Genomic DNA, 23465 nt, shown 5'->3' on the forward strand with positions numbered 1-23465 from the left:
TGTGTTGGCTCTCCATGGTCCGGGGCAAGAAGGCCGGAGCACACGAGGCTCCTGACGGCAGGACCGGCGTGGCCGGCGGCCGTCCATCAGGAGCTTCGCTTGTGGGAGGAGAGAATGCCCCGGAGAGCGTGCGCGGTCGGGTTACTGCCGACTCCTGTCCACCATCAACCCGTGACCGCGGCGCAGCGCGGGGAGCACAACGCCAGGTCGCGCACGGACCGGGCTCCGTTCCCCATCTCCCGTGTCCTGATCCCCCTGTCCCCAGCCCCCGTTTCCTGGTCTCTCGTGTCCTCCGACGTCCGGCCGGCGAAGTGGGCGCGCTTGGCCGGGCCGGGGGCAGGTGCTCATCCGAAGTCGTCCCTGATGTCACGCTGTCGAGGTGTACGCGCTCTCACGGGAGGAGTCGCGCCGGCTCCGTCCCCCGGCTGCCCGGCGGGGGCGGATCGGGTTCCGTCTTGGGTTCCGCCTTGCGGTGCGCCTTGCGGTGCGCCTTGAGTTCCGTCTCCCTGGCGGCCGCTGCCCCCGGGCGACCTCGCAGCGTCGGGGCTCGCCGGCGGAACGACCGGGGCGCCCACTGCCTGCTGCCGATGGTGCGCCATGGCTCCGAGGCCGACCCCACCGACACCGCCGACACCGCCACCCGCGGCGTTGACCACGGCGTTCTTCAGCCACTCCGGCTTGTTGGCGCCGGTCGCCTGCGAGACCCCGTCGACGGCGAGACCGCCCCCGACATTGCCCACCACACCACCCGCCGCGTTCTCCGCGGCACGCATGCCGAGCTGCGTTGTGCCACGGTTTCGCAGCAAGGCCGTTGCGCCACCTGCCCCGACCACCCCCAGCGGCGTACCCACCAGCGATGACACGCCGCCCTGCCAGGTCGCTTGGTAAAGGCCCGCACCGTCGACACCCTTGCCCGTCGCCGCCGCGCTGAGGGTCGTACCGACGGTGTTGCCTGCCCAGTTGATACCGAAGTCCGTCAGCATCTTGGCCGTCCTCGTCGACCGCTGGTAAGCACGCATCGCCGAGGCGATGCGGCTCAACAGCCGGCCGAGGCGCTCGGAGAGGCTGATGGCCTGCCCGGCGAGCCTGGCTACGTTCGTCGCCGCGGCGGCGCTTCCCAGGCCGAGCGTCACGAATGAAAGAGCCACGCCGACTCCGATCGAGACGCCGATCTCGATGTAGATGTCGTGGATTTCCGAGTTGACCTGCTCGATGGCATCGGCGGCTTCGTCGAGCTTGCCCGCGATTTCGTCGTACTCGGCCGTCGACTTCTCGACCTGCGCCTTCACCTCGCGCCAATGCGCCTTGAACGCCTCCGCGGCAGGACCGCGCCACGTGTCCCCCACCACGTCCTCGACATTCCTGTCGAGGGCCTTGAGCAAGCCGTTGGCGCCGGTGACCTCAGACTGGAGCCGGCGCCACGCCTTGGCTGCCTGCCTGAGCTCGTCGGGTCTGCCGCCGGGGTTCACGAGCTCGATTCCAAGCTCTACGAGCTCCTCCCTCATCGACTCGCTGCCGCTCACTTCTTTCCCCCGTCGCTCTTCCCGAACAGCACTGCGACACCCTCATCGGTGACTTCGGTGTTGCCGTTGACTTTCCGCAGCGAATCAGCGACAGCGTCCAGGTACTGATGCAGGAGGTTCATCGCGTCGGCGGCGTCGGTGGAGTACGCGACGTATACGGTTCTCAGCTCGTCCGACTCGGTCAGGAAGCCGAAGCCGTCCGAGATGGACTCCTCACCCGTTTCATCCATGAACTTCTTCTGGTGCGCCCGTAAGTCGTACGCTTGCAGCTCGAACTTGCGGGCCAGATTCCTGCCCACGTCCGGGGCGTAGAACGGCGCGTCGTCAGGCATGGGCGACTCTCATTCATTTCGGCGGCGCACAGGCGTTGCCCGGATGCTCCACCCGTTGCCCCTGTTCCCGGGACCGGTGGTTGACCGGCCCAGGGCGTGCGTCAACTCGCTCCGCAGCAGGCGGCATTGACTCGTGTTACCGACTGCCGGGAGCGGTACGTTCCCGTACGCACCCCACGAACGGCCCAACGATCAACCCGTAGCACAGGACATGGCCTTGCTCTGCCGACTCCGGGGAGTGTTCGCCGACTCAGCCCTGGAACGCTCCGAGAAGTACGACATCCGTCATACTTTGACAGTCTTCGTACTTTCGGCTTGGCGTAGCCGTGACGGCCGCTCTCCCTGTCGACGCGGCGGGCGGGAGGTATAGCGGCTGGAGGACGTGAGGACGGCGAACCCGGGTGCGACGAGTTGTTGTTGCGCGTGGACGCGATCGGCCTCAACCGCGCCGAGGTGATGCTCCGCGGGGCCAGTACATCGAGCCGGTGAAGGAGTTCCCCGGCCGGCTCGGCACCGAGGCCGCCGGAGTGGTCGAGGCCACCGGCGCGCACGTGAGCGCGTTGGAGGGCGCCGGCGGTGGATGCCGTACTCGACGGCGTACGGAGCGCTGATCGAGGTCGGCGGAATGCGCGCCGGGGACACGGTTGTACTGACCGCCGCCTCAAGCAGCGTGGTCCTGGCCGCGATCCGCACCGCCCACGCCGGGTCGGTACCCATCGCTACTACCCGACCGGCACCGGCACCGGCACCGGCACCAAGAGAAATGCCCTGCTCAAGGCGGGGCGGCCGAAGTGTTCGTCACCGACGAGGAGAACGTCGTCGAGCGAGTGCTCGACGTACGGGGCCCTGAGCGGCGAGGCGGCTCTCTATCCGGGATTCGAACTCGACATGCCCGGACTGAACATGCGTACTTGCACCCTCTTCGAGACGACCACTGACATGGAACGGCTGCGCCAGGCCGAGGCGTTCGTCGCCCCGGGCCTGTACAGCGGCGCCTTCCAACATGCCGTGGACCGCACCTTCAGCTGGAGGAGATCGCCGAAGCGCACCGCTATATCGAGCCGGGCACCCAGGTAAGCGAGATCGTCGTCACCGTCACCCACTGACGATCTCTGCGACACCGCCCCCGCCTGCCCCCGTCTGGGGCCCGGAGGCAGGAGGGCGGCACGCCGATCGCTCACTCCGTCCCCGCCGTCTTGCTTACTGCCCCTGGTGCGGCGGGCGTTGGGCGTAGGGGTTGGGGTGCTGCGGGGCGCTGCCGGGAGGAGCGGTGGGGTACGACTGCTGGGCCGTGGGGTACTGGGGCTGGTTGGGGTAGCCGCCCATGCCCTGGGGAGGAGTTCCACCGTTGGGGCCACCGGGACCGGGGCCGCCGTTGCCACGGTTTCCGCGGCTGCGCACCACGGCGAAGATGATGCCGCCGATGACTACGACGGCCGCGATTCCGCCGATGAGGAAGAGTCGGCTGCTCGAAGACGACTTCTTCTTGGCCCGGGTCGAGCTGTCATCGTCGCCTGCGGCACTGCCGGCCTGCGCGGAGGCACCGGCCAACTGCAGCTTGCCCAGGGGGCCTTCCTTCGGTCCCTTGGGGATGTCCATCGTGACGGCCTTGTAGGGGCGGATGATCCCGTAGCCGTACTCATCGTCGGGCGCCTTCAGGCCCTTGTGGCCCAGGAACGAGGCCGACTTGATGAGCCGGTTGATCACTTGTCCGGCGGTGAGGTCGGGATACTTCGCACGGACCAGGGCGGCGGTGGCGGATACGTAGGCGGTGGCACCGGAGGTCCCCGTAGACAAACCGTATTCCGGCGATCGATTCTTGTTCGCCGCTAGAATCTCGACACCGGGCGCCGTGAGAGTAAGCCCTTTGCCAGTGTTCGAACCTTCCCAGCGGTTGCCCTCTTTATCTACCGCACCGACAGAAACAACGCCGGGCAGCGCAGCTGGCTCATCGACGGCGACGGCTCCACTATTTCCGGCAGCTGCAACAACCACAACGTCGTGCTCCTGCGCATATGCAATCGCTTGACGGCCATCACTGAGAGTCTTACTACCGCCGTCACTACTAAAGGACAGATTGATAACCTTCGCGCCCTGGTCGACTGCATACCGAACTGCAGCGCCCCATGTCTCATCCAGGTTCTTGTCATCCTTGTTTTGTAGAGTACGCAGTGGCAAAATCTGCGCCTTTGGTGCGAGCCCGATCATGCCGGAGGCGTTCTTAGCGCTGTGGCCGCGAGCGGCGATGAGACTCGCCATACCCGTCCCATGCCCGAAGGTATCCTCGTGGGCATTGCCGCCGCCGGTAAAGTCCTTCCCCTTGAGGACTTGACCACTCAAGTCGGGGTGAGTGGCGTCGACACCCGAATCGACGACCGCAACAGTTACGCCCTCCCCCTGGGACTCGGCCCAAGTATCTTGCATGGAAAATACGTCCAACACCCACTGTTGGTCTCTGACATAGTCCGCCGAGGCAGTCGGGGCTGAAGTGAGGAGCAAGGCTCCTGTCAGCGCCACGACTCCCGCCGTGGACCAGACTCGCTTGGCACCCATTTCCTTGCTCCTCACTCGACTACGACTGACTACGCCAGCCTTAACACGGGCGAGCCGCACGGACCTTCCGTGCGGCTCGCCCGTTCGTGCCTACTGGATGTTGCGCGGCACGTTCCGGTTGCGGTCCTCTTCCGAGATCCAGGTCTCTTCGTCCTCGACCAGGTAGTCGGGACGCTCGCCCCGCTCATTCTCTTCCCCGGAACGACGGCCGTTGCGACCGCCCATGCCCCCAGCCATACCACCCGGCATACCGCCGCGCTGAGTTCCACCCCGGCTACCGTGCAGACCCGCACCACCACCGGCACCCTTGCCAGTGATGCCCTTGGCCGCGCCGACCACACCGCCACGAGACTTCGCGAGGGCTCCACGGCCACCGGCGCCTGCACCAGCCCGTCCGGCGCCGCCTGCACCGGCGCCGCCGCCCATGCCGCCCATGCCGGCTCGTGCTCCAGCACCACGGCCGGCTGCCGTGCCGCCCGGACCGCCAAGACCCGCACGGCCGCCGGGCACGCCGACGCCGCTGCGTGTCGCGGCACGGCTGAGACCCGGGCCGCCTCCCCCGGGAACGACGGCACTCGGCGCGCCACCGGGACCGGTACCGGGACCGCCAGGCACGACACCGCTGGGCCCAGTGCCAGGGCCACCGCCCGTCAGGCCGGGCTTGATGCTGTCCACGTTCGTGCCCGTCGTGGGCGGCAGCGGGGTTCCAGGAACGCCTCCCGTGATGCCCTTGGGGCGCGGAACCACGGGAGCTGCACCAATACCCTTGGGCGGACCGGCACTCCAGGGCTTATTGGCTGAACCTGAAACGCCTGGCCGGGACGCACCGCCAGTTCCGCCCGGCGTGACGGGCGGCGGGAACTCTACGTCACGGGTCGGCTCTTTGATGTGGCCATCGTCGTCAACACGAGCGCGGTTCCTATTCAAGTTCCCAGCGACTCGCGCGTACTGAACGCCGAGGTTCTCCATGACGGCGACACCATTGAGATGCGCTTCTCGGCTGGCACCGATCTTGCCCTCATTGATCTTAGCGACTTCCGCCGTGGTCAGCTTGCGATCCTTGAGGTCCTCGGCGGTCGATTCGCCGTTGTCCCAGGACCAGTCGCTGAGAGCGTCACCGGCCTTTGCCCATCCGCTGGGTTCCTTGATGTCGTCCAATTGCTGCTTGTAGTTACGCAATTGCGCTGCAGCGTCAGCCATCTGGGAGCTGTTGAGATCTGCATGCCAAGCGGCATTCCTGATGCTCTGGGCGAGCTTTCGAGCGCTCTTCTCGAACGCTGCGGCAGCCTCCCCCTGCCAGTGCTCCAGCACGTTGTCGACAGCTTTGTCGAGCAGGCCAGCAATCCCCTCGCCGTCCTTGCCCCCGGCGAGGATGTCCTTGACCTTGCCCCAGTTGCGGCCGGTCTCCTCGATCGTGCCCGGGTTGGTGCCTTCAAGCATCTGCTTGAGTTCTTTGAGCGAGTACTCGATGAATTGAGTCTTGGTCTGAGGCCTTCCCGCAATGCAGGTCTCAGCCTCAATTACTGGCTTCGGCAGCTCTTTTTCACCGGCCATTTTGAACCCTTCCCCTCAGTTGGTGCTTCTCGATCGGACTACTTGTCCCACTTGCCGTTCGAGCCCCCCGAGTCACCACCCATGTGGTTCTTGTTCGCGTACTCCTGCTCGGTGTACTTGTCCTTGACCTTGGAGGTGCTCTTGCCGAACTTGTCGATCAGCCCGTGCAGTCCCCTAATCACGCCTTCCAGGTCGCCCTTCGTGTCCACGTGGGCTTTCTGGAGGTCACCCGCCTCCAAGAACATGCACGTCTGCCCGAACGCGTCCATCGGGATGTCCGTCCGGTACCGCGACGTCTCCCCCGCCTTGTCCATGTCGTCCAGCAGTGTCCAGAGCTTCTTGATCACTTCATCGAGTGCACTCAGATCCACCCGCATTCCGTCGCTCATACCCCGTGTCCTCTCCCCTGTTTTCCAAAGTTTTCAGCGCCGACGCCCGTTCGCACAACGCAAATACGGCGCCGCACTACCCCGACTGCCTTGCCCGCTTGTTCCGCCAGTCACGTACCGCGATCCCGCTGCCGCTTGCCAGAAGCACCAGCAGCAGGCCCGCCCCCACCACGTACATGGCGACCCGGCGCTCCTGTTCCGCTTCCGTCTCGCCCATCGTTACCGCCATCGGGATGACCTCGGTAGAGCCCGATGTCACCGGCGGGTCCTCCTGCGGGCGGGTGCCCGGGGCGGATTCGTCCGAGAGGGCGGCCACCGGGTCCACCACGCCCCAGCCCAGGTAGCGGTTCGGGCCGCGTCCCGGGCGTTGGGCCGACTCCTGGATGCGGGTGGTGATCTGGGCCGCCGTCCACTCCGGGTGCTTTTCCTTCAGCAGGGCGGCCACGCCCGCCACGTACGGCGCCGCAAAGCTCGTACCGTCCGCTGTGCACTGGCCCTTCACCGGGACGGTCGAGACCATGCCGACGCCCGGCGCCGCCACGTCCACGAAGCTGCCCGCCTGCGAGAAGAAGGCGCGTTCGTCGTTGCGGTCCGAGGCGGCCACCGCCAGTACGCCGGGGTACGAAGCCGGGTACGTGTCGGCGGACTTGCCGTCGGCGCCGTCGTTGCCGGACGCCGCGACGATCAGGGCGCCGGCCCGCACGGCCGCCGCCACCGTGTTCCGCAGCGGCGTGTTGTCCTGCTTGTTCGCGGTGTCCGACGAAATGTTGATGATCTTGGCACCCTTGGCGACGGCGTCCTTGATCGCGGCGGACATCGTCCCCGAGTTGCCCTGCTTCTCCTCGGCGCCGGTGTAGCGCAGCGAGAGGATCTTGGCTTCCGGCGCGATGCCCGCGAAGCCGGTGCCGTCGATCTCGCGGGCCGCGATGATGCCGGCGACCCGGGTGCCGTGGCCCTCGATGTCCTCGGTGCCGTCACGGGACTTGCCGACGTAGTCCTTGCCGCCGGCTGCCATCGCGCCGCTCAGTTGCGGGTTCTTGTCGTCGACGCCGGTGTCGATCACGGCGACCGTTACGCCCTTGCCCGTCGCCTGCGCACGCAGCTGGTCCAGGAGTATGCGCTGGAGCGACCACGGCGTGGACTTGATGATGTCGCCGCCGAAGGTGCACTCGGAGCTGGAGGACAGTCCGAAGTTCGGCTCGTCCTCGCCGGTCAGCCGAGTGGGCACGGGTGCCGTCGTGCGTGCCGTCGTGGGTGTGGACGTGTGGGTGGACGTGTGCGCCGTCGCAGGCGTCGCCGCGGTCGAGGTGCGTACGGGGGCGGCCTCGCCCACCGTCGCCGTCGGCGGGGCGGTCGCGAGACACACCCCGGTGACCGCGAGAACGCCAAATGCCCGCTGCAGTGCGCGGGTTCCACTCGTGCGCGTACGCGGACGGGGTGTCAGGACCCCCATGTTCAGGCTCCCCAGGCTTTCTTGCTTCGGTTGTGACGCTTCAGACGGTGCAGAAGTGGGTCGGCCCAGCGGACGCGCCATGGCGTCAACCGGGCCGGCCCCACTCGTCTTTCCTCGGGTCGGATCAGCCCCAGGTGTTGGCGTTGCTCTTCTCGGTGGCCTGGTAGGCCTCGGCCGAGTTCTGGAGCGCCGCGGCGATCTTCATCAGGGTCGCGTGCAGGTTGGCCGCGGTCTTGTCCCAGTCGCGCTGCTTGCGCTGGTAACCCTCCTGCGCCTCACCCTCCCAGGTGGCGGCGACACGGCGGACAGCGGCCTCGACGTCGTCGAGCTGCTGCTTGATGCGACCCGCGGTGTTCTTCACGTCCGTGGACGCGTTGGTGATGGTGGCGTAATTGACGAGAATCGACATCGTCGCTCCCTTTCAGGAAGAAGTCGTGGAAAGACGGGAAGAGTTGCTCAGCCGAAGTCGGACATGATCTTGCTGACTTCGGCGTTCTGCTGCTCTTCCGACGCGGTGTAGTTGCTCCGCGTGGAGTCCACGGCTTCCTTGATGTCGTTGAGGATGTCGCTCATCTTCTTGGCGTCCTCGTTCCACCGGTTCTGGAGCTCGTGGTACGACTTGGCCGCCTGGCCCTGCCAGCCCCCCGCGATCTGGCTGATCACTCCGTCAAGACGGCGGATCTCGCCCTGGATCTGACCATTCACTGTGGCGATCTGGCCCGAGAGCCTGGTCAGCTCATCTTCTGTTACCCGAAACTGCCCGGCCATGGTGAACCTTCCCCCATGTCGTTGATGGTCCGGGAAGCCTGTGCCACTCCCCGGATAAGCGTCACATCAATGAGCGCTGCAACCACTCTATCGCCCGTCCGTCGCACATCCACATGTGCGAGTTATCAGTTACAGAGTTCACACACATGCGCGACTGCGTTGTGATCAACAACACCCAAGTCCTGGTGTGCGCTGGGACTTTGACGTCACTGGCTCTGCGGCTGGGCCGCGCTGCCGGTGTCCAGCGTGGGGCCCTTCGGGATGAACTCCGCCCACGACTTCGGCACGACCGCGATGCGCGTGAGCTTCTCGTATCCCAGCCGTGTGCGTGCCTTGTCCGTCTCGCTCGGCTCGCCCTCCGACGCGGAACCGGCGCCGTTCTTGTTCGCCGCGCTGTCGTTGTTCGAGGGCAGTGAGTAGCGCAGGCCCGTGTCGGTCAGCAAGTACGTCCCGCCGCCGCCCTGCGCCGCGCCGGTCACTTCCTGGAAGAGCAGCCCCGACCCCGAGGACACGTACGCGCTCAGCGAGTCGGCGATGACCTTCTTGGGGTACGTCTTCCCCGCCCACGCGGCGAGCTTCGGCCGCTGGTCCGCCCCGATGGTGCCGCTGTAGACACTGCACGAGGTGGTGCGCGCCGCGTCGGTCGCCGTACCGGCGGAGTTGGCCTGCTGCGGGACGGTCTGAGGCCAGCCCTTGTCGAGGTAGAAGCCGTCCGCCTGACCGCCGTTGGCCTCGATGATGGCCGAGGTGTCGGCCTTGATGTAATCGATCTTGTCGTTTCCGTACGCCTGCGGAGCCGACGGCGACTGGGTGAGCAGTGCGGCGACGAACGACGTGACCGGGGCGACGCGGTCCTCGAGTACGACGTAGTACTGATCACCCTGGGCGTCCTGCGCCTTGAGCACCCGGCCCACCGTCTGCGCCTCGGAGGGAAGCCCCTCGACACGGGTCTGGCCGCCGATGCCGGGCACGGTCGGGAACGCGATGACACCGCCCCGGTTCAGCGTCTGAATCCACTGGGTGCTGACCGGCTGCGGGTCGGCCTTCGTGCCGAAGACGGCGGCGCGCAGCTGTTCCATCCTGGTGTCTTCCGTCCGGGTGCCGCCGAGTCCCGACGTGCCGCCCAGTACGAACGCGCTGCCCTTGCCGTCGATCAGGTACTCCAGCTTGGTCCTGGTGTCGACGACGTACAGCGCCTCGTGGGCGTCCACCTTCCCCGGGTTCCCGACCGACTTCGCGTCGTCACCGTCGAGGACGAAGACCGCGCGGTCGATCGCGGTGTTCGAACCGGGCGCCGGCTGCTCGCAGACCGCCCAGGTCTTCTCCTGCTCGGCGTCCTCCTTGGTGGGCAGCCGATCCGGGGCGTAGGGGATGCCGAGCGTCGCGCCGTGCGGGATGCCGCTCTTGTCGATGTCCTTCCCCGGGACCTCGATGACGGTGCCCTTGCCCTTGTCTAGCAGGAGCTTGGCGGAGGCGTAGTTGAGGACGGGGTGCAGCGTCGCGACCTGCTTGCCGTTCTCGGCCTTGTCCTTGATGACGACGTAGCGCGTCGTGGAATCGCTGTCGACGATGATGTGCGCGCCGGGGGTGTCCCAGCCCTTGGGCGCCGAGGGCTTGATCACACCCCAGGCGATGAATCCGATCACCAGGACAACACCCACCGCCAGGCTGGGCATCACGGTACGGATGGGACGCGGTGCGCCCTCGTCGGAGCCTCCGGGCGAAGGTGCCAGGAACGCTGCGACTGTGCGCTTGCGAGCGAACGTATAGGCGGCGAGCTCATCCCGACGCGTTGCCATGGTCCTGGCTCTCCCGTTTGGTCGTGCGTAAAGGCTGCTTCAGCCGATCAGGCTGGTCGTGCGTAAAGGCTGCTTCAGCCGATCAGGCCACCTACTATGCACTGCGCCGCGCGACCGTGATCCACCAGGTGCGGCGTCCCCGCCGCATCTTCACAGGGCTGTGCCATGTTCGTAGCCCGGCACCTGTGTCGCCCCGTGTTCATCAACGGGTACCGTGACCACTCGCACGACTGACGTGGGCAATTGTGGCCCCTGGCCCCGTCGCTGAGATCCGGTCGAGGGATCCGCGCCGACGACGGCCACCACTTCGCGAAAGGGATGTCCCGGGGGATGACCAGCGCTACGAGCACTCGGCGCGGACGCCGCGCACAGCAGCCACCGGGCCGCGGCCGCAGAGCCGCCCCGGCCCCGGCCCCGGCTCCGGCGGCCGGCAACTCCGCGGCGCCGCGCACGCTGCCCCACCCCGGCGGCCTGGGTCCGCTGCGGCTCCAGCAGCTCATCCTGGTCGAACTGGCGGCAGCCGTCATGCTGGCCGCCTGGGTCACCTCCGAGCGCTGGGTGCTGGCACCCGCCGGCGCCGTGGCTGCGCTGCTGCTGCTCCTGGCGATCCTGCGCAGGCACCACCGGCCGCTGCCGGAGTGGTACGACACGGCCCGCGCCCTCAAGCGCCGCCAGCGCGAGGCCAAGCTGCCCGTTCCGCCCGGTACGGACCCGCTGCTGGCGCCGACGGTGGAGTGCGATTCGGCCCTGCGGACGTACACCTTCGTCTCCCGTGACGAACGCTCGATCGGCATGATCGGTGACGGGTCGTTCCTGACCGCGGTGCTCTTCGTGCAGCCGGGCGACGAGCCGCTGCGTCCCGGTTTCGCCGGCCGGCAACTGCCGCTCCAGCTGGTCCAGGACGCGCTGGAGGTCGACGGCATCCGCCTCGCCTCCGCGCAGGTCGTGCAGCACACCCAGCCGGCCCCCGCGCCCCATCTGCCCCAGCAGTCCGTCGCCGCGCGGTCGTACGGACCCCTCCAGGCCCAGGCCGGTTCTCCCGCGCTGCGGCTCACCTGGGTCGCCCTCAAGCTCGACCCCGAACTGTGCCCCGAGGCCGTCGAGGCGCGGGGTGACGGTGTCCCCGGCGCCCAGCGCGCACTGCTGCGCGTGGCGGACCAGTTGGCGAGCCGGCTGGCCGGCGCGGGGTTCGAGGCGACCATCCTGGACGAGAACGAACTCGTACAGGCCCTGGCGACGTCGAGCTGCCTCAACCCGCGGGCCAACGCCCAGCGCGGTCAGGACGGGCGGCCCGCTCAGCGGCGTACGGTCGAGTCGGTGCGCAGCTGGCGGGTCGACGACCGGTGGCACTCCACCTACTGGATCTCCCGCTGGCCGCAGTTGGGGGACGGCGGTGTCGCACTGCCGCAGCTCATCACGCAGTTCACTTCGCTGCCCGTGCTCGCGACGACGTTCAGCATGACCCTGAGCAAGGCCGGCAACCGCGGGATCTCCGTCACCGGGCATGTGCGCATCACCGGGCGGGGCGAGAACGAACTCGGCCAGGTGCGGCGGGACTTGGAGCGCGCCGCGAGCGCGTCCAAGGTCGGCCTGGTGCGTCTCGACCGGGAACAGGTCCCGGGAGCACTCGCCACCCTGCCGCTCGGAGGTACCTACTGATGTCCTACCCCACACCGACCATGAACCCGGGGCAGCGCGGCCAGGAGCCCGCCCGCACACCGGCTCACGTGGCCTCGCCCACCGACACCGGACTGATCCCGATCATCCGGCCGGAGGCCGCGCAGCAGCAACGGCGCATCTTCAGCCCGGGGTTCGGGCTGCGCGGACCGCGTCGCAACCGTCATGTCGTCAGCGCCGACGAGATCGCGGCGATCAGCATGCCGATCGGCGACGACGGCGTCATCATCGGTACCGATACCGCCTCCCAGCCGGCGGTGCTCGGCCTGGCCCGTCCCACTCCGTTCGACGTCGTCGTCGTGGGTGGTCTGTGGATCGCCCAGGTACTGGCGCTGCGCGCGGCCGCGACGGGGGCGCGCGTGGGTGTCGAGACCGGCCGTCCGCAAGCGTGGCAGCAGCTCGCCCAGGCGGCGGGCGGCGGTCAGCAGTGCATGACGGTCTATCCGGTGGGGCGGGTGCCCGCGCAGGGGCCTTCGGTCTCCAGCCCGGTGGTGCTGATCCGCGACTGCGGTGTGCGTCCGCCGCGCGGGCGCGTGACGTCGCTGCCGTGGCAGGCCGTGGTGACCGTGCTGCCGTTCGTCGGCGAACACGCGCCGCGCTGGCTGGCGCAGGCGCAGTTGGTCGGGATCCAGCGCATCTCGCCCCAGGAGACCGATGTCGTACGGGACACTCTCGGCATCCCCGCCGAGCACCTGGAGATGCTCCCGACGCTGTCCGACAACGTCGCCCTGTGGTGCACGCGCAAGCATCGCAAGTACGTCATGACCGAGCCCACGGACGCGGAGACGGGTCTGCTCGGTATGGCCCGCCGCCTGGACTGAGGTCCCGCGCGAGCGTCACGGACCGAGCACCGGCCGGGCCGGCTTCCGGGGGACCACCGGAGCCGGTCCGCACGCAAGGGTGCTTTTCCGTACCGTGTGTCGAAAGATTAGTCTTCTGGTGATGCGGTGAACGTCGCAGCCGCGTAGGACGCGCCACCCATCCGCACGACCGCGACGACGCATTCAGCAGCAGTGGCTGACCAGGAGGCAACGCAGTGAACAGGGATCGGTCCGAGTACGACGGCGGCGGCCAGTCCTCGGACGGGGACGACCGCGAGCTGGATCTCACCGGCGAGTTCGAAATCGTCTACGAGCCCCCTGCCTGGTACGACCAGAGCACGCGGGGTGGTTCCGCGCAGGGCGGACAGGGGAATGCCGCACCCGCGTCTCCCCCGCCGCCGACCGGTCCGCCGCTGGGTCAGGGTGGCCCGGCCCAGCAGGGGCCGCCCGCGCCCCAGGTCCCGGCACAGGGGCAGCCGTACGCACCGGGCGCGCCCCAGGCGAACCAGTACGGCACGGGTGGTTACGGGTTCCCTCAGCAGCAGCAGCCCGGCGTGCCCCAGCAGGCGGCGCCCGGGCAGGCCGACGGGTACGGATACCCGCAGCAGCCCGCACCGGGCGGCTACGCGTACCCGCAGCAGCCCGCGCCCCCGCAGAGCCAGGACACGTCGGGCGGGTACGGGTACCCCCAGCCGCCCGCACCGCAGCAGAGCCAGGACACGTCGGGCGGTTACGGCTACCCGCAGCAGCCCGCACCCCAGCAGCCCGCACCGCAGCAACCCGCGCCGCAGCAGCAGCCGGCGGCCCAGCCGGTCGCGGCGGCCGCGCCCCAGCCGCAGGCCCCTTCACCGGCACCGACACCCGGCTTCCCCGTACTGCGCCCGCTCGAGGAGGGCGCGTCGCAGGCCGACCCGTCGCAGACCGCCGCCCCGGAGGCTGACGCCCCGGAGCAGCAGGCTCCCGCGCAGCGGGTCCCCGAGCCCGACTACGCCGCCGCCGACGCCGAGGCGGCGGCACTGTTCGGCGGTTCGGACGATGACGAGGCGGCGGAGGAGCACGGCGGCGAGGCGGTGACGGGTGACTCCGCGACCGCGTCCGGCGCCGGCCCGGAGACCGACGCCGACACCGACGCACACGGCGGCACCGACTCCGACTCTGACGCCGACACGGACGCCCGCGCTGAGGCGGACGCGGAGACCGGTGCCCGCGGTGACGGTGACACCCCCGGTGAGGCAGCCGTCGCGGCGGCGCCCGCCGCCGCAGAACCCCAGCCGGCGGCGCAGGTTCAGCCGCAGAGCGAGCCGGCGCCGCAGAACTCCCAGGAGCTTCCCCCGCTGCCGCAGGGCTACCAGCCGGCGCAGCAGCCGCAGGCCCAGCCCCTTCAGGGCGTACCGCAGCAGGGGGGACAGCCCGATCCGCAGGCCGCGGCCGCGCAGGCGGCCGGTTACGGCTATCCGCAGCCGTTCCCCCAGCAGCAGCCGCAGCACCAGATGCCGCCGCAGGGTGCCTTCGGCGCGGCACAGCCGCTGCCCCAGCAGCAGCCTCCCGCGCAGCAGCAGCACCCCGGTTACCCCCCGCAGGGCGGCCAGGGCGCACCCGGCTACCCGCAGCAGCCCCAGCAGCAGGCACCGCAGGCCGCGCAGCCGCAGGCCCAGCCCCAGCCCCAGCCCGCGCACCCGCAGCACCCGCAGCACCCGCAGCACCCGCAGCACCCGCAGCACCCGCAGCAGGGCTACAACTACCCGCCGCAGCAGGCGGGCTACGGCTACCCGCAGGTCGCGCCGCAGCCCGTACCCCAGCAGCAGCCGCAGTACCAGCAGCAGCCTCAGCAACAGCCGCCGCAGCAGCCGCAGGCCCAGCAGCCTCCGCAGTACCAGCAGCACCCGCAGCAGCAGGCGCCGCAGCAGCAGCCCCCCGCGTACGGTTCCCAGGGCTGGACCGCTCCGGCGGGCCCGCAGGCCGGCGCCCCGCAGCAGCAGGCCGCGCCCGGTACGCCGCTCGGTTACAACGCCGCCGTCGAGCTGTCCTCCGACCGGCTGCTGCGCAACCAGCCGAAGGCCCGTAAGAACAACTCGGGTCCGTCCCGCTTCAAGCTCGGCGCCAAGAAGGAAGAGGAGGAGCGGCAGCGCAAGCTGGCGCTGATCCGTACGCCCGTGATGTCGTGCTACCGGATCGCGGTGATCAGCCTCAAGGGCGGCGTCGGCAAGACGACGACGACCATGTCGCTCGGTGCCACGCTCGCCTCCGAGCGCCAGGACAAGATCCTGGCGATCGACGCCAACCCGGACGCCGGCACACTCGGGCGGCGCGTACGGCGCGAGACCGGCGCCACCATCCGCGACCTCGTACAGGCGATCCCGCAGCTCAACAGCTACATGGACATCCGCCGGTTCACCTCGCAGGCGCCGTCCGGTCTTGAGATCATCGCCAACGACGTCGACCCGGCGGTCTCCACGACGTTCAACGACCAGGACTACCGCAGTGCGCTCGACGTCCTGGGCAGGCAGTACCCGATCATCCTCACCGACTCGGGCACCGGTCTGCTCTACAGCGCGATGCGCGGAGTCCTGGACCTGGCCGATCAGCTGATCATCATCTCGACCCCGTCCGTCGACGGTGCGAGCAGCGCGTCGACGACGCTCGACTGGCTCTCCGCGAACGGTTTCGCCGACCTCGTGCAGCGCTCGCTCACCGTGATCTCCGGGGTCCGCGAGACCGGCAAGATGATCAAGGTGGACGACATCGTCGCGCACTTCGAGACCCGCTGCCGCGGCGTCGTCGTGGTGCCGTTCGACGAACACCTCGCGGCCGGCGCCGAGGTGGACCTCAACATGATGCGGCCCAAGACCCGTGAGGCGTACTTCCACCTCTCGGCCCTCGTCGCCGAGGACATCGCCCGCACCCAGCAGGGCCAGGGCTTCGCCCCTCAGCAGCAGGCACCGCAGCAGCAGGTCCCGCACCAGCAACCGCCGCAGGGTTACGCACCGCAGCAGCACCCCGGCGCCGCGCCCCCGCCCGGACAGGGCTGGCAGCAGCCGGGGCAGCAGCAGCCCCCGCAGGGCCAGGGCTGGCAGCAACAGCCGCCGGCCCAGCCGCAGAACCCGCAGCAGCCCGGCCCCGGCTGGACGCAACAGCAGTAGCGGCACCGGGCGTTCGTCCCCCGTGCGGGTGAGTTACTACAAGATGCTTATGCGCAAGGCACGGGGCGTCGGCCTAAGATGCCCGAAACGACGTCCTGCCGTTGCCGAAAGGGAGTTTGACTGATGGGGAGCGCACAGGAGAAGGAAGAGCTGTACGCCCTCGACATCTCCGGCGTCGAGTGGCACAGCGCGCCCGGCACGAGCGAGAACGAGGAGCGGGTCGAGATCGCGTACCTGCCCGAGGGCGCCGTCGCGATGAGGTCGTCGATGGACCCGGACACCGTGCTGAGGTACACCGAGGCCGAGTGGCGGGCGTTCGTCCTCGGCGCGCGCGACGGCGAGTTCGACCTGACCTGAGGACCGTGGCTGTGACGCGCTTCGCCCCGCCGAAAGGAATCCGGCGGGGCGAAGCGCGTCGCCGAGCGTGCCGACGGTGTCAGCGGCGGTTCCTGCCGACCAGGTGGGCGAGGCCCCAGGCCGTCGCCGCGGCGACCACGAGACCGGCCAGGCTGACCAGCCGGCCTCCTCCCCCGTTGCCCCACCACGCCTTGGCCGGGATGAAGGCATCGCCCTGCATCATGTCCCGGAAGGCATACAGTCCGCCGGCGTCCAGGGTCACGAACACCACCGCGTTCGTGTAGCCGAAGAAGGTGCCGACCACGGCCACCACCGCCCCGCTGACGTGGGCGCCCGTCCTGCGGTGGGCCACCAGGCCGACCAGCGCGCCGACAACGGCTCCGTTGAGCAGGGCGTGGAGCACGTAGAGGGCGTGAACCGTGTTCTGCGACTGGTCCCGGTAGGTGGCGTAGACGATGCCGCCGTACACCAGCGAGACGACGACCGAGGCGAGGAAGCCGACGAAGAACGCGCCGACCGGGTTCCCCGAACTCGGCCGAGGCCCGTGGGGCACCTGCTGCGGGTACCCGGGCTGCATCGGGAACTGCCCCGGCGCGACCGGCGGCGGCGCGCCGAACCCCTGCGGGTGTCCCGGTGGCTGCGGAGGTCCGGGTGGCCGGTGGACAGGGTTGTACTGAGGCTGCCAGGGCTGGCTCATGACGGTTCCCCCGAGAAGCGATGCTGGAACCGACCAAATTACCAAACCCGGTCACCCCCGCCACGAAGCCGCGAAGGGCTCCGTCAGGCCCTCACCAGTACGGCGACAAGGGTATAGACCAATGAGAGCGCGTACGGCCTCCGCGACACGCGCAAAGAGCTGTCCGCCCCGGTATTCCCGCAGTACACACGGTGTTTCAGGCATCGTTGACGGGCTGGACCGGCGCTGGTAGACCTTCGCTGCACCAGCTGGACATCAGTGCTCAACACGCCTTCTCCGTGCGAGTGATGACGCGAGGTCGAACGTCCCATGGACACCACCACAGTTTCGCGCAATGCCCGGCCCTCCCCCCGAATCCGAACGCTGCTCGGCGTCGGAGCCACCGCCCTGGCCCTGGCCGCCGGAGCCGCGACCCCCCTGAACCCCGCCCCGCAGCAGGCCCGGGCGGACGGGTCGCGGACGCTGACCGTCGCGGTCTCGCAGAGCGTCGATTCCCTCAGCCCGTTCCTGGCCCAGCGCCTGGTCTCCACCACCGTCCACCGGCTGATCTACGAGAACCTGACGAACTACGACGTCAAGGACAACCACGCGATCCCGGGCCTCGCCACCAAGTGGGAGCCGTCCCCGGACAAGCTGACGTGGACGTACACCGTCCGCGAGAACTCGAAGTGGTCCGACGGCAAGCAGGCCACCGCCGAGGACGCCGCCTGGACGTTCAACACGATGATGAAGGACGAGGGCGCCGCCACCGCCAACGGCAGCTTCGTCGCGAACTTCAAGAAGGTCACCGCCCCCAGCCCCACGAAGCTGGTCATCGAGCTGAAGAAGCCGCAGGCGACCATGGCCGCGCTCGACGTGCCGATCCTGCCCAGGCACGAGTGGGAGAAGGTCGGTGACTACTCGAAGTTCAACAACGACAAGAAGTTCCCGGTCGTCGGCAACGGGCCCTTCGTCCTCACCGACTACAAGGTCGACCAGTACGTGAAGTTCAAGCCGAACCAGAAGTTCTGGCGCGGCGCGCCGAAGTTCGACGAGCTGGTCCTCAAGTACTACAAGGACGGTGACGCGGCCGTCGCGGCGCTCCGTAAGGGCGAGGTTTCCTTCGCGTCCAACCTCACGCCCGCCCAGGCCGCGTCCCTCGCCAAGGCGGAGAACATCAAGGTCAACGACGCCCCCGGCCGCCGCTTCTACGCGCTCGCCACCAACCCGGGTGCCAGGTCCAAGGACGGCAAGAAGTTCGGCGACGGCCACCCCGCGCTGCTGAACCCCAAGGTGCGCCAGGCGCTCTTCGCCGCCACCGACCGCAAGACCATCATCGACAAGGTGTTCCAGGGCCACGCCGTCGAGGGCGAGGGCTACATCCCGCCGCGCTTCGCGGCGTACCACTGGAAGCCGTCCGAGGGTCAGAAGATCGCGTACGACCCGGCGAAGGCGGCCGCGCTGCTCGACGAGGCGGGGTACAGGAAGAACGGCGCGGGCAAGCGCGTCGGCAAGGACGGCAAGCCGCTCGGCTTCCGCATCCTGTGCCACGCCACCGACCCCAACGACAAGGCCATCGGCAAGTACATGCAGGAGTGGTGGGGCGACCTCGGCATCGGGCTCAAGGTCGACTGCCTCGACAACGTCTCCGACCCCTGGCTGGCCGGCGAGTACGACCTGGCCTTCGACGGCTGGTCCGTCAACCCCGATCCCGACTTCGTCCTCTCCATCCACACGTGCGCCGCGCTGCCGTCCACGCCCAAGGACACCGGCGCGACGGACAACTTCATCTGCGACAAGAAGTTCGACGAGCTCTACGCGAAGCAGACGGCGGAGTACGACCAGGCCAAGCGCGCCGACCTCGTCAAGCAGATGCAGTCGCGGCTGTACGACACGGGCTACATGAATGTCATGGCGTATCCGAACGCGGTCGAGGCGTACCGTACCGACCAGATCAGGGCGATCACGACAATGCCCGAGTCCGGCGGCAATCTGTGGGGCCAGGACGGCTACTGGAGCTGGTGGTCCGCCGTGCCCGCCGAGGTCGACGACACCTCGGGCGGGGGCGGCTCCTCCACCGGCCTGGTGGTCGGCATCGTCGCGGCCGTCGTCCTCGCCGCCGGGATCGGGGGCTTCGTCGCCATGCGCCGCCGTTCCACCGCGGAAGACCGTGAGTAGTACATGAGCACTGCAAGCACCGCCCCCCTCGCGGAGGGTACGGCCGACGGCCCGGTCCCGGTGAAGACCGGGCCGTCCGGCCCCCGCGCCCGCTCCGCCCGTGCCTATCTGCTGTACGTCGCCGGAAAGCTCGGCGGCGCGGCCGTCTCGCTCTTCGCCGTACTCGTCACCAGTTTCTTCCTCTTCCGGATCATCCCCGGTGATCCGGTGCGCACGATGACGCACGGCCGCCAGGTGTCGGCCGAGCAACTCGCGTCATTGCGCCGCCAGTTCGGGCTGGATCTGCCGGTGTGGCAGCAGTTCACCGAGTACTGCGCGAAGGCGCTGACCGGCGATCTCGGCATCTCGTACCAGTTCCACGCGCCGGTCGGGGTTCTGATCGCGGAGAAGCTGCCCGCGACACTGCTGCTGACCGGCGTGGCCGTCGTCATCTACTCGGTCCTCGGCCTGTGGCTCGGCACGCGCTCCGCGTGGCACCACGGCCGGCTCGGCGACAAGGTGAACACCGGCGTGGCCCTCACCCTGTGGTCGGTGCCGTCGTTCTGGCTGGGGCTGCTGCTGATCATCACCTTCTCCGTGGGCATCGGGCCGATCCCGGGCATGTTCCCGACGGGCGGCATGGAGACGGGCGGCGAGACCGGTTTCGCGTACGTCGCCGATGTCGCGCACCACATGGCGCTGCCGGTCGTCACCCTGGTCGCCGTCGGGTACGCGCAGACGCTGCTGGTCATGCGCGCCTCACTGCTCGACGAGATGGGCAGCGACTACCTCACGACGGCGCGGGCGAAGGGGCTGCGGGACGACCTGGTGCGGCGCCACCACGCCGTACCGAACGCCCTGCTGCCCACCGTCACCATGGTGTTCATCAACCTCGGCCATGTGGCGGCCGGGTCGATCCTCGTCGAGACGGTCTTCTCCTGGCCGGGCCTCGGCGGGCTGTTCTACCAGGCGCTGAGCGTGCCTGATCTGCCGCTGGTGCAAGGGCTCTTCGTGGTCTTCGCCGGCGCGATGATCGTGATGAACCTCCTCGCCGACCTCCTCTATCCGCTGCTCGATCCCCGGGTGGGCCGATGACTTCACCGACGACCGCCGCTCAGAGCGCCTCGTCCCTCGCGTGGGCGCGCCGCCGCGGCTCCGTGGCACGGTTCTGGCGTTCGTACCGTACGCACCGGGCGGGCCTCTTCGGACTCGGCGCCCTGGCCGTGATCGCGCTGGTGGCGCTGGCCGCGCCGCTGCTGGTGGGCAGCGACGTACAGAGTGTGACGAACGCTCCGGGGGCGGCGCTGGAGGCCCCGAGCCGCGCGTTCCCGCTCGGCACGGACCAGTTCGGGCGCTCGCTGCTCGGACTGCTGGTCTGGGGCGCGCGGATCTCCCTGACGGTGGGGCTGATGGCCGCCGCCCTGTCGGTGGCCATCGGTACGCTCGTGGGGATCCTCGCCGGGCACTTCGGCGGCTGGTTCTCGACCGTGATCATGCGGATCACGGACTGGTTCCTGGTGATGCCGACCCTGGTGCTCGCGATCGTGCTGGCCACGGTGATGTCGCGCAGCGTGTGGACGGTGATCCTGGCGATCGGCGTCACGAGCTGGCCGACGACGGCGCGCCTCGTGCGGGCGCAGACCCTGGCCGTCGAGTCGCGTCCGTACATCGAACGGGCTACGGCGCTCGGCGGCGGCCACGGGCACATCATGAGCCGTCACGTCCTGCCGAACGTCATGCCGCTGGTCCTCGCGCAGACCACGCTCGGCATCTCCAACGCCATCCTGACCGAGGCGACGCTCGCCTTCCTGGGGCTCGGGGACCCGGACGTCGTCTCCTGGGGCGGCATGCTCCAGGACGCGCGGGAGGCGGGTGCAGTGTCCGCCGGACACTGGTGGTACCTGGCGCCGCCCGGCATCGCCATCGCGGTCGTGGCGCTGGCGTTCACGCTGTGCGGGCGCGCGGTGGAGTCCGTCCTGAACCCGAAGCTGGGGGTGTCGGCCAAGTGAGCACGCCGATGGACAACCCGATGAACGACCCGATGAACGACCAGATGAGCGCTCCGACGAGCACTCCGACGAGTGCGCGGAGCCCGTTGCTGGAAGTGAGGGACCTGCACGTCACGTACGGCGCCGGCACCCGGGCCGTACGGGGCGTGGACCTGACGCTGGCGGCCGGTCAGAAGCTCGGTGTCGCGGGCGAGTCCGGCTGCGGCAAGTCGACGCTGGCCCTGGCGCTGCTGCGGCTGCTGCCGGCGTCGGCGAGGCTGAGCGGGGAGATCCTGCTGGACGGCGAGGACGTCCTCACCATGAAGTGGGGGCGGCTGCGGGCCGTGCGGTGGGCGGGGGCGTCGATCGTCTTCCAGGGGGCGATGCATTCACTCAACGCCGTGCACCGGATCGGGGAGCAGATCGCGGAGCCGGTGCTGCTGCACCAGAAGTCCACCGCGGCGGCCGCGCGGCGCCGGGCCGGGGATCTGCTGGAGCAGGTGGGTCTGCCGTCCGCGCGCGCGGACGCGTATCCGCACGAACTGTCCGGCGGGCAGCGGCAGCGCGTGATGATCGCGATGGCGCTGGCGTGCGATCCGAGGCTGATCGTCGCGGACGAGCCGACGACGGCGCTGGACGTGATGATCCAGGCGCAGATCCTGCGGCTGATCGAGCAGCTGGTCGCGGACAAGGACATCAGCCTGCTGATGATCAGCCACGACCTGTCGGTGCTGGCCGACACGTGCGACCGGCTCGCGGTCATGTACGCCGGGCGGGTGGTCGAGGAGGGCCCGGCGGACCAGGTCTTCACCGACGCGCAGCATCCGTACGGCCTGGCCCTGTCGGCGGCGTTCCCGCGCATCGGCGACCCGGCCTCGCGCCGCGCCCCGCGCGGCCTGCCGGGCGATCCCCCGGACCCGTCCGCGCTGCCGCCCGGCTGTACGTTCCACCCGCGCTGCCCGGTGGCCCTCGACGAGTGCGGTACGGAGGACCAGCCCCTGCGGGAGGCCGGGGTGGGGCGGCGGGCGGCGTGCGTACGGGTGGGGGCGGCAGTCCCGGCCCAGGTGACGGCGCCGGAACCGCCGCCGGGGTGAGCGGGGGCCCGGCGCGGTGCGGGCGGTTCCGGAGGCCGGCACCGCCCTGCTGCGGAGGGCTCCGCTGCCCGACTCTGCCCGTCCCCCAACGCCGACCCCGGAGCCAGACTTGAGCACCAGCACCAGCACCAGCACCAGCACCAGCACCACCCCCCTTCTCTCCGCCGCCGGACTCCACGTCGCCTTCCCCGGGCGGCGCGGCGCGCCGACCGCCCGCGCCGTCGACGGCGTCGACCTCGACATCCGCCCCGGCGAGATCGTCGCGCTGGTCGGTGAGTCCGGCTGCGGCAAGACCACGCTCGCCCGCTCCCTCCTGGGCCTCGTACCGCCCACCTCGGGTCACGTCACCTTCGGCGGCGCCCCCCTCGACTACGGCTCGCGCTCCCTCAAGGCGTACCGCAAGCGCGTGCAGCTCGTACTCCAGGACCCCAGCGGCTCGCTGAATCCACGTCACACCGTGTACGACGCGGTGGCCGAGGGTCTGCGGATCCACGGGTACGCCGGTGACGAGCGCGAGGCCGTCGCCGGGGCGCTGTCCCGGGCCGGGCTCAGGCCCCCCGAGCGGTTCTTCCTGCGCTACCCGCACGAGCTGTCCGGCGGCCAGCGCCAGCGCGTCGTCATCGCCGGCGCGCTCGTCCTGGAACCGGAACTGATCGTCGCGGACGAGCCGGTGGCCTCGCTCGACGCGTCCGTACGGGGCGAGATCCTGGCCCTGCTGCTGTCGCTGCGCGACGAACTGGGGCTGTCGGCGCTCGTCGTGACCCACGACCTCGGCCTCGCCTGGAACATCGCGGACCGCGTGGCGGTCATGTACCTGGGCCGCATCGTGGAGACCGGCCCGGCCGAGAAAGTACTGACGGACCCGCAGCATCCGTACACACGGGCCCTGTTGTCCGTACTGCCGGAGTCCGGCGAGGCACCGGTCGTCCTCACCGGTGAGCCCCCGGACCCGTCCCGGGTCCCGGGCGGCTGCCGCTTCCATGCCCGCTGCCAGGTGCTCGCCTCGGGTGAGGCCGAGCGTACGGGGGTGGCCGCCGACTGCCGTACGACGCTCCTGCCGGTCCTCACCGGCGCCGACGAGGCGCAGGTCGCCTGCCACTGGGCGGCGGCCCGGGCTACCGGGACGCAGGCCGCGGTCGAGGCGGGCGAAGTCTGAGGCCGGGGGCGAGGGCAGGCCGCGCGAA

The 23465-nt window shown here is 69.5% G+C and carries 21 protein-coding genes; 11 read left to right on the forward strand and 10 right to left on the reverse strand.

Annotation, left to right across the window (positions count from 1 at the left end):
- Positions 1-344: 344 nt before the first annotated feature.
- Together AS594_RS09710 and AS594_RS09715 are read right to left on the reverse strand one after the other, a co-directional pair.
- Positions 345-1505 carry a WXG100 family type VII secretion target gene (locus tag AS594_RS09710; RefSeq protein WP_478078924.1) on the reverse strand — a complete coding sequence of 387 codons (1161 nt, stop codon included), beginning with the start codon at positions 1503-1505 and terminating at the stop codon, positions 345-347.
- Positions 1506-1519: 14 nt separating this feature from the next.
- Positions 1520-1855 (reverse strand): hypothetical protein, encoded by a 336-nt coding sequence (locus AS594_RS09715; protein WP_069933164.1) that lies wholly within the window; start codon positions 1853-1855, stop codon positions 1520-1522.
- A gap of 485 nt (positions 1856-2340) precedes the next feature.
- On the opposite strand from AS594_RS09715, the gene AS594_RS47220 reads away from it, so the two are divergent.
- Together AS594_RS47220 and AS594_RS46090 are read left to right on the forward strand one after the other, a co-directional pair.
- Positions 2341-2466 carry a hypothetical protein gene (locus AS594_RS47220; RefSeq protein WP_276207395.1) on the forward strand — a complete coding sequence of 42 codons (126 nt, stop codon included), beginning with the start codon at positions 2341-2343 and terminating at the stop codon, positions 2464-2466.
- 292 nt (positions 2467-2758) lie between these two features.
- Positions 2759-2932: a hypothetical protein gene (locus tag AS594_RS46090; RefSeq protein ID WP_240508977.1), complete on the forward strand. Its 174-nt coding sequence runs from the start codon at positions 2759-2761 to the stop codon at positions 2930-2932.
- 123 nt (positions 2933-3055) lie between these two features.
- Here AS594_RS46090 and mycP (AS594_RS09725) read toward each other — a convergent pair whose 3' ends face one another.
- The 7 genes from mycP (AS594_RS09725) to eccB form a co-directional block, all read right to left on the reverse strand.
- On the reverse strand, positions 3056-4408 hold the full coding sequence (gene mycP / locus AS594_RS09725; RefSeq protein WP_069933163.1) for a type VII secretion-associated serine protease mycosin: 1353 nt from the start codon (positions 4406-4408) through the stop codon (positions 3056-3058).
- A gap of 90 nt (positions 4409-4498) precedes the next feature.
- Positions 4499-5962, reverse strand: coding sequence for a WXG100 family type VII secretion target (locus AS594_RS43885; RefSeq protein ID WP_141743790.1), 1464 nt, complete (start codon positions 5960-5962; stop codon positions 4499-4501).
- 38 nt (positions 5963-6000) lie between these two features.
- Entirely contained in the window at positions 6001-6351 is a 351-nt protein-coding gene (locus tag AS594_RS09730) for a hypothetical protein (protein ID WP_069926595.1), read from the reverse strand.
- 76 nt (positions 6352-6427) lie between these two features.
- Complete coding sequence (gene mycP / locus AS594_RS09735; RefSeq protein WP_069933162.1) at positions 6428-7804, reverse strand: type VII secretion-associated serine protease mycosin; 1377 nt, start codon at positions 7802-7804, stop codon at positions 6428-6430.
- A 124-nt stretch (positions 7805-7928) separates the two neighbouring features.
- The gene (locus tag AS594_RS09740) at positions 7929-8213 is read right to left on the reverse strand and encodes a WXG100 family type VII secretion target (protein WP_069926596.1); all 285 of its coding nucleotides are present in this window, start codon (positions 8211-8213) and stop codon (positions 7929-7931) included.
- Positions 8214-8260: 47 nt separating this feature from the next.
- The gene (locus AS594_RS09745) at positions 8261-8572 is read right to left on the reverse strand and encodes a WXG100 family type VII secretion target (RefSeq protein ID WP_069926597.1); all 312 of its coding nucleotides are present in this window, start codon (positions 8570-8572) and stop codon (positions 8261-8263) included.
- Positions 8573-8778: 206 nt separating this feature from the next.
- On the reverse strand, positions 8779-10371 hold the full coding sequence (gene eccB / locus AS594_RS09750; protein WP_069926598.1) for a type VII secretion protein EccB: 1593 nt from the start codon (positions 10369-10371) through the stop codon (positions 8779-8781).
- A gap of 330 nt (positions 10372-10701) precedes the next feature.
- On the opposite strand from eccB, the gene eccE reads away from it, so the two are divergent.
- From eccE to AS594_RS09770, 4 genes are all read left to right on the forward strand, one after another.
- A complete protein-coding gene (gene eccE / locus AS594_RS09755; protein WP_079148243.1) occupies positions 10702-12030 on the forward strand; it encodes a type VII secretion protein EccE in 1329 nt (442 codons plus the stop codon).
- Positions 12030-12869 carry a hypothetical protein gene (locus AS594_RS09760; protein ID WP_069933161.1) on the forward strand — a complete coding sequence of 280 codons (840 nt, stop codon included), beginning with the start codon at positions 12030-12032 and terminating at the stop codon, positions 12867-12869. The genes eccE and AS594_RS09760 overlap by 1 nt, the downstream gene beginning before the upstream one ends.
- A gap of 215 nt (positions 12870-13084) precedes the next feature.
- On the forward strand, positions 13085-16009 hold the full coding sequence (locus AS594_RS47225; RefSeq protein ID WP_069933160.1) for an SCO5717 family growth-regulating ATPase: 2925 nt from the start codon (positions 13085-13087) through the stop codon (positions 16007-16009).
- Positions 16010-16132: 123 nt separating this feature from the next.
- Complete coding sequence (locus tag AS594_RS09770; protein WP_069926601.1) at positions 16133-16366, forward strand: DUF397 domain-containing protein; 234 nt, start codon at positions 16133-16135, stop codon at positions 16364-16366.
- 79 nt (positions 16367-16445) lie between these two features.
- Here the strand turns inward: AS594_RS09770 and AS594_RS09775 are convergent, their stop codons facing one another.
- The gene (locus AS594_RS09775; protein WP_069933159.1) at positions 16446-17063 is read right to left on the reverse strand and encodes a hypothetical protein; all 618 of its coding nucleotides are present in this window, start codon (positions 17061-17063) and stop codon (positions 16446-16448) included.
- Positions 17064-17372: 309 nt separating this feature from the next.
- Between AS594_RS09775 and AS594_RS09780 the strand changes: the two genes are divergently transcribed.
- The 5 genes from AS594_RS09780 (at position 17373) to AS594_RS09800 (ending at position 23437) form a co-directional block, all read left to right on the forward strand.
- On the forward strand, positions 17373-19220 hold the full coding sequence (locus AS594_RS09780) for an ABC transporter substrate-binding protein (RefSeq protein WP_069933158.1): 1848 nt from the start codon (positions 17373-17375) through the stop codon (positions 19218-19220).
- A 3-nt stretch (positions 19221-19223) separates the two neighbouring features.
- Positions 19224-20294, forward strand: coding sequence for an ABC transporter permease (locus AS594_RS09785; RefSeq protein ID WP_069933157.1), 1071 nt, complete (start codon positions 19224-19226; stop codon positions 20292-20294).
- Complete coding sequence (locus AS594_RS09790) at positions 20291-21208, forward strand: ABC transporter permease (RefSeq protein WP_069933156.1); 918 nt, start codon at positions 20291-20293, stop codon at positions 21206-21208. Before AS594_RS09785 ends, AS594_RS09790 begins: the two co-directional genes overlap by 4 nt.
- Positions 21209-21240: 32 nt before the next feature.
- Positions 21241-22281, forward strand: a complete 1041-nt coding sequence (locus AS594_RS09795) for an ABC transporter ATP-binding protein (RefSeq protein WP_420877892.1) — start codon at positions 21241-21243, stop codon at positions 22279-22281.
- Positions 22282-22390: 109 nt separating this feature from the next.
- A complete protein-coding gene (locus AS594_RS09800) occupies positions 22391-23437 on the forward strand; it encodes an ABC transporter ATP-binding protein (RefSeq protein WP_069933155.1) in 1047 nt (348 codons plus the stop codon).
- The last annotated feature ends 28 nt before the right edge of the window (positions 23438-23465 follow it).

The organism is Streptomyces agglomeratus (assembly GCF_001746415.1).
GTDB classification, from domain to species: Bacteria; Actinomycetota; Actinomycetes; order Streptomycetales; family Streptomycetaceae; genus Streptomyces; species Streptomyces agglomeratus.

Coding starts and splice junctions, on each gene's coding strand:
- AS594_RS09710 (WP_478078924.1), bottom strand. CDS start 1,505: ATGAGGGAGGAGCTCGTAGAGCTTGGAATCGAGCTCGTGAACCCCGGC.
- AS594_RS09715 (WP_069933164.1), bottom strand. CDS start 1,855: ATGCCTGACGACGCGCCGTTCTACGCCCCGGACGTGGGCAGGAATCTG.
- AS594_RS46090 (WP_240508977.1), top strand. CDS start 2,759: ATGCGTACTTGCACCCTCTTCGAGACGACCACTGACATGGAACGGCTG.
- mycP (WP_069933163.1), bottom strand. CDS start 4,408: ATGGGTGCCAAGCGAGTCTGGTCCACGGCGGGAGTCGTGGCGCTGACA.
- AS594_RS43885 (WP_141743790.1), bottom strand. CDS start 5,962: ATGGCCGGTGAAAAAGAGCTGCCGAAGCCAGTAATTGAGGCTGAGACC.
- AS594_RS09730 (WP_069926595.1), bottom strand. CDS start 6,351: ATGAGCGACGGAATGCGGGTGGATCTGAGTGCACTCGATGAAGTGATC.
- mycP (WP_069933162.1), bottom strand. CDS start 7,804: ATGGGGGTCCTGACACCCCGTCCGCGTACGCGCACGAGTGGAACCCGC.
- AS594_RS09740 (WP_069926596.1), bottom strand. CDS start 8,213: ATGTCGATTCTCGTCAATTACGCCACCATCACCAACGCGTCCACGGAC.
- AS594_RS09745 (WP_069926597.1), bottom strand. CDS start 8,572: ATGGCCGGGCAGTTTCGGGTAACAGAAGATGAGCTGACCAGGCTCTCG.
- eccB (WP_069926598.1), bottom strand. CDS start 10,371: ATGGCAACGCGTCGGGATGAGCTCGCCGCCTATACGTTCGCTCGCAAG.
- eccE (WP_079148243.1), top strand. CDS start 10,702: ATGACCAGCGCTACGAGCACTCGGCGCGGACGCCGCGCACAGCAGCCA.
- AS594_RS09760 (WP_069933161.1), top strand. CDS start 12,030: ATGTCCTACCCCACACCGACCATGAACCCGGGGCAGCGCGGCCAGGAG.
- AS594_RS09770 (WP_069926601.1), top strand. CDS start 16,133: ATGGGGAGCGCACAGGAGAAGGAAGAGCTGTACGCCCTCGACATCTCC.
- AS594_RS09775 (WP_069933159.1), bottom strand. CDS start 17,063: ATGAGCCAGCCCTGGCAGCCTCAGTACAACCCTGTCCACCGGCCACCC.
- AS594_RS09780 (WP_069933158.1), top strand. CDS start 17,373: ATGGACACCACCACAGTTTCGCGCAATGCCCGGCCCTCCCCCCGAATC.
- AS594_RS09785 (WP_069933157.1), top strand. CDS start 19,224: ATGAGCACTGCAAGCACCGCCCCCCTCGCGGAGGGTACGGCCGACGGC.
- AS594_RS09790 (WP_069933156.1), top strand. CDS start 20,291: ATGACTTCACCGACGACCGCCGCTCAGAGCGCCTCGTCCCTCGCGTGG.
- AS594_RS09795 (WP_420877892.1), top strand. CDS start 21,241: ATGAACGACCAGATGAGCGCTCCGACGAGCACTCCGACGAGTGCGCGG.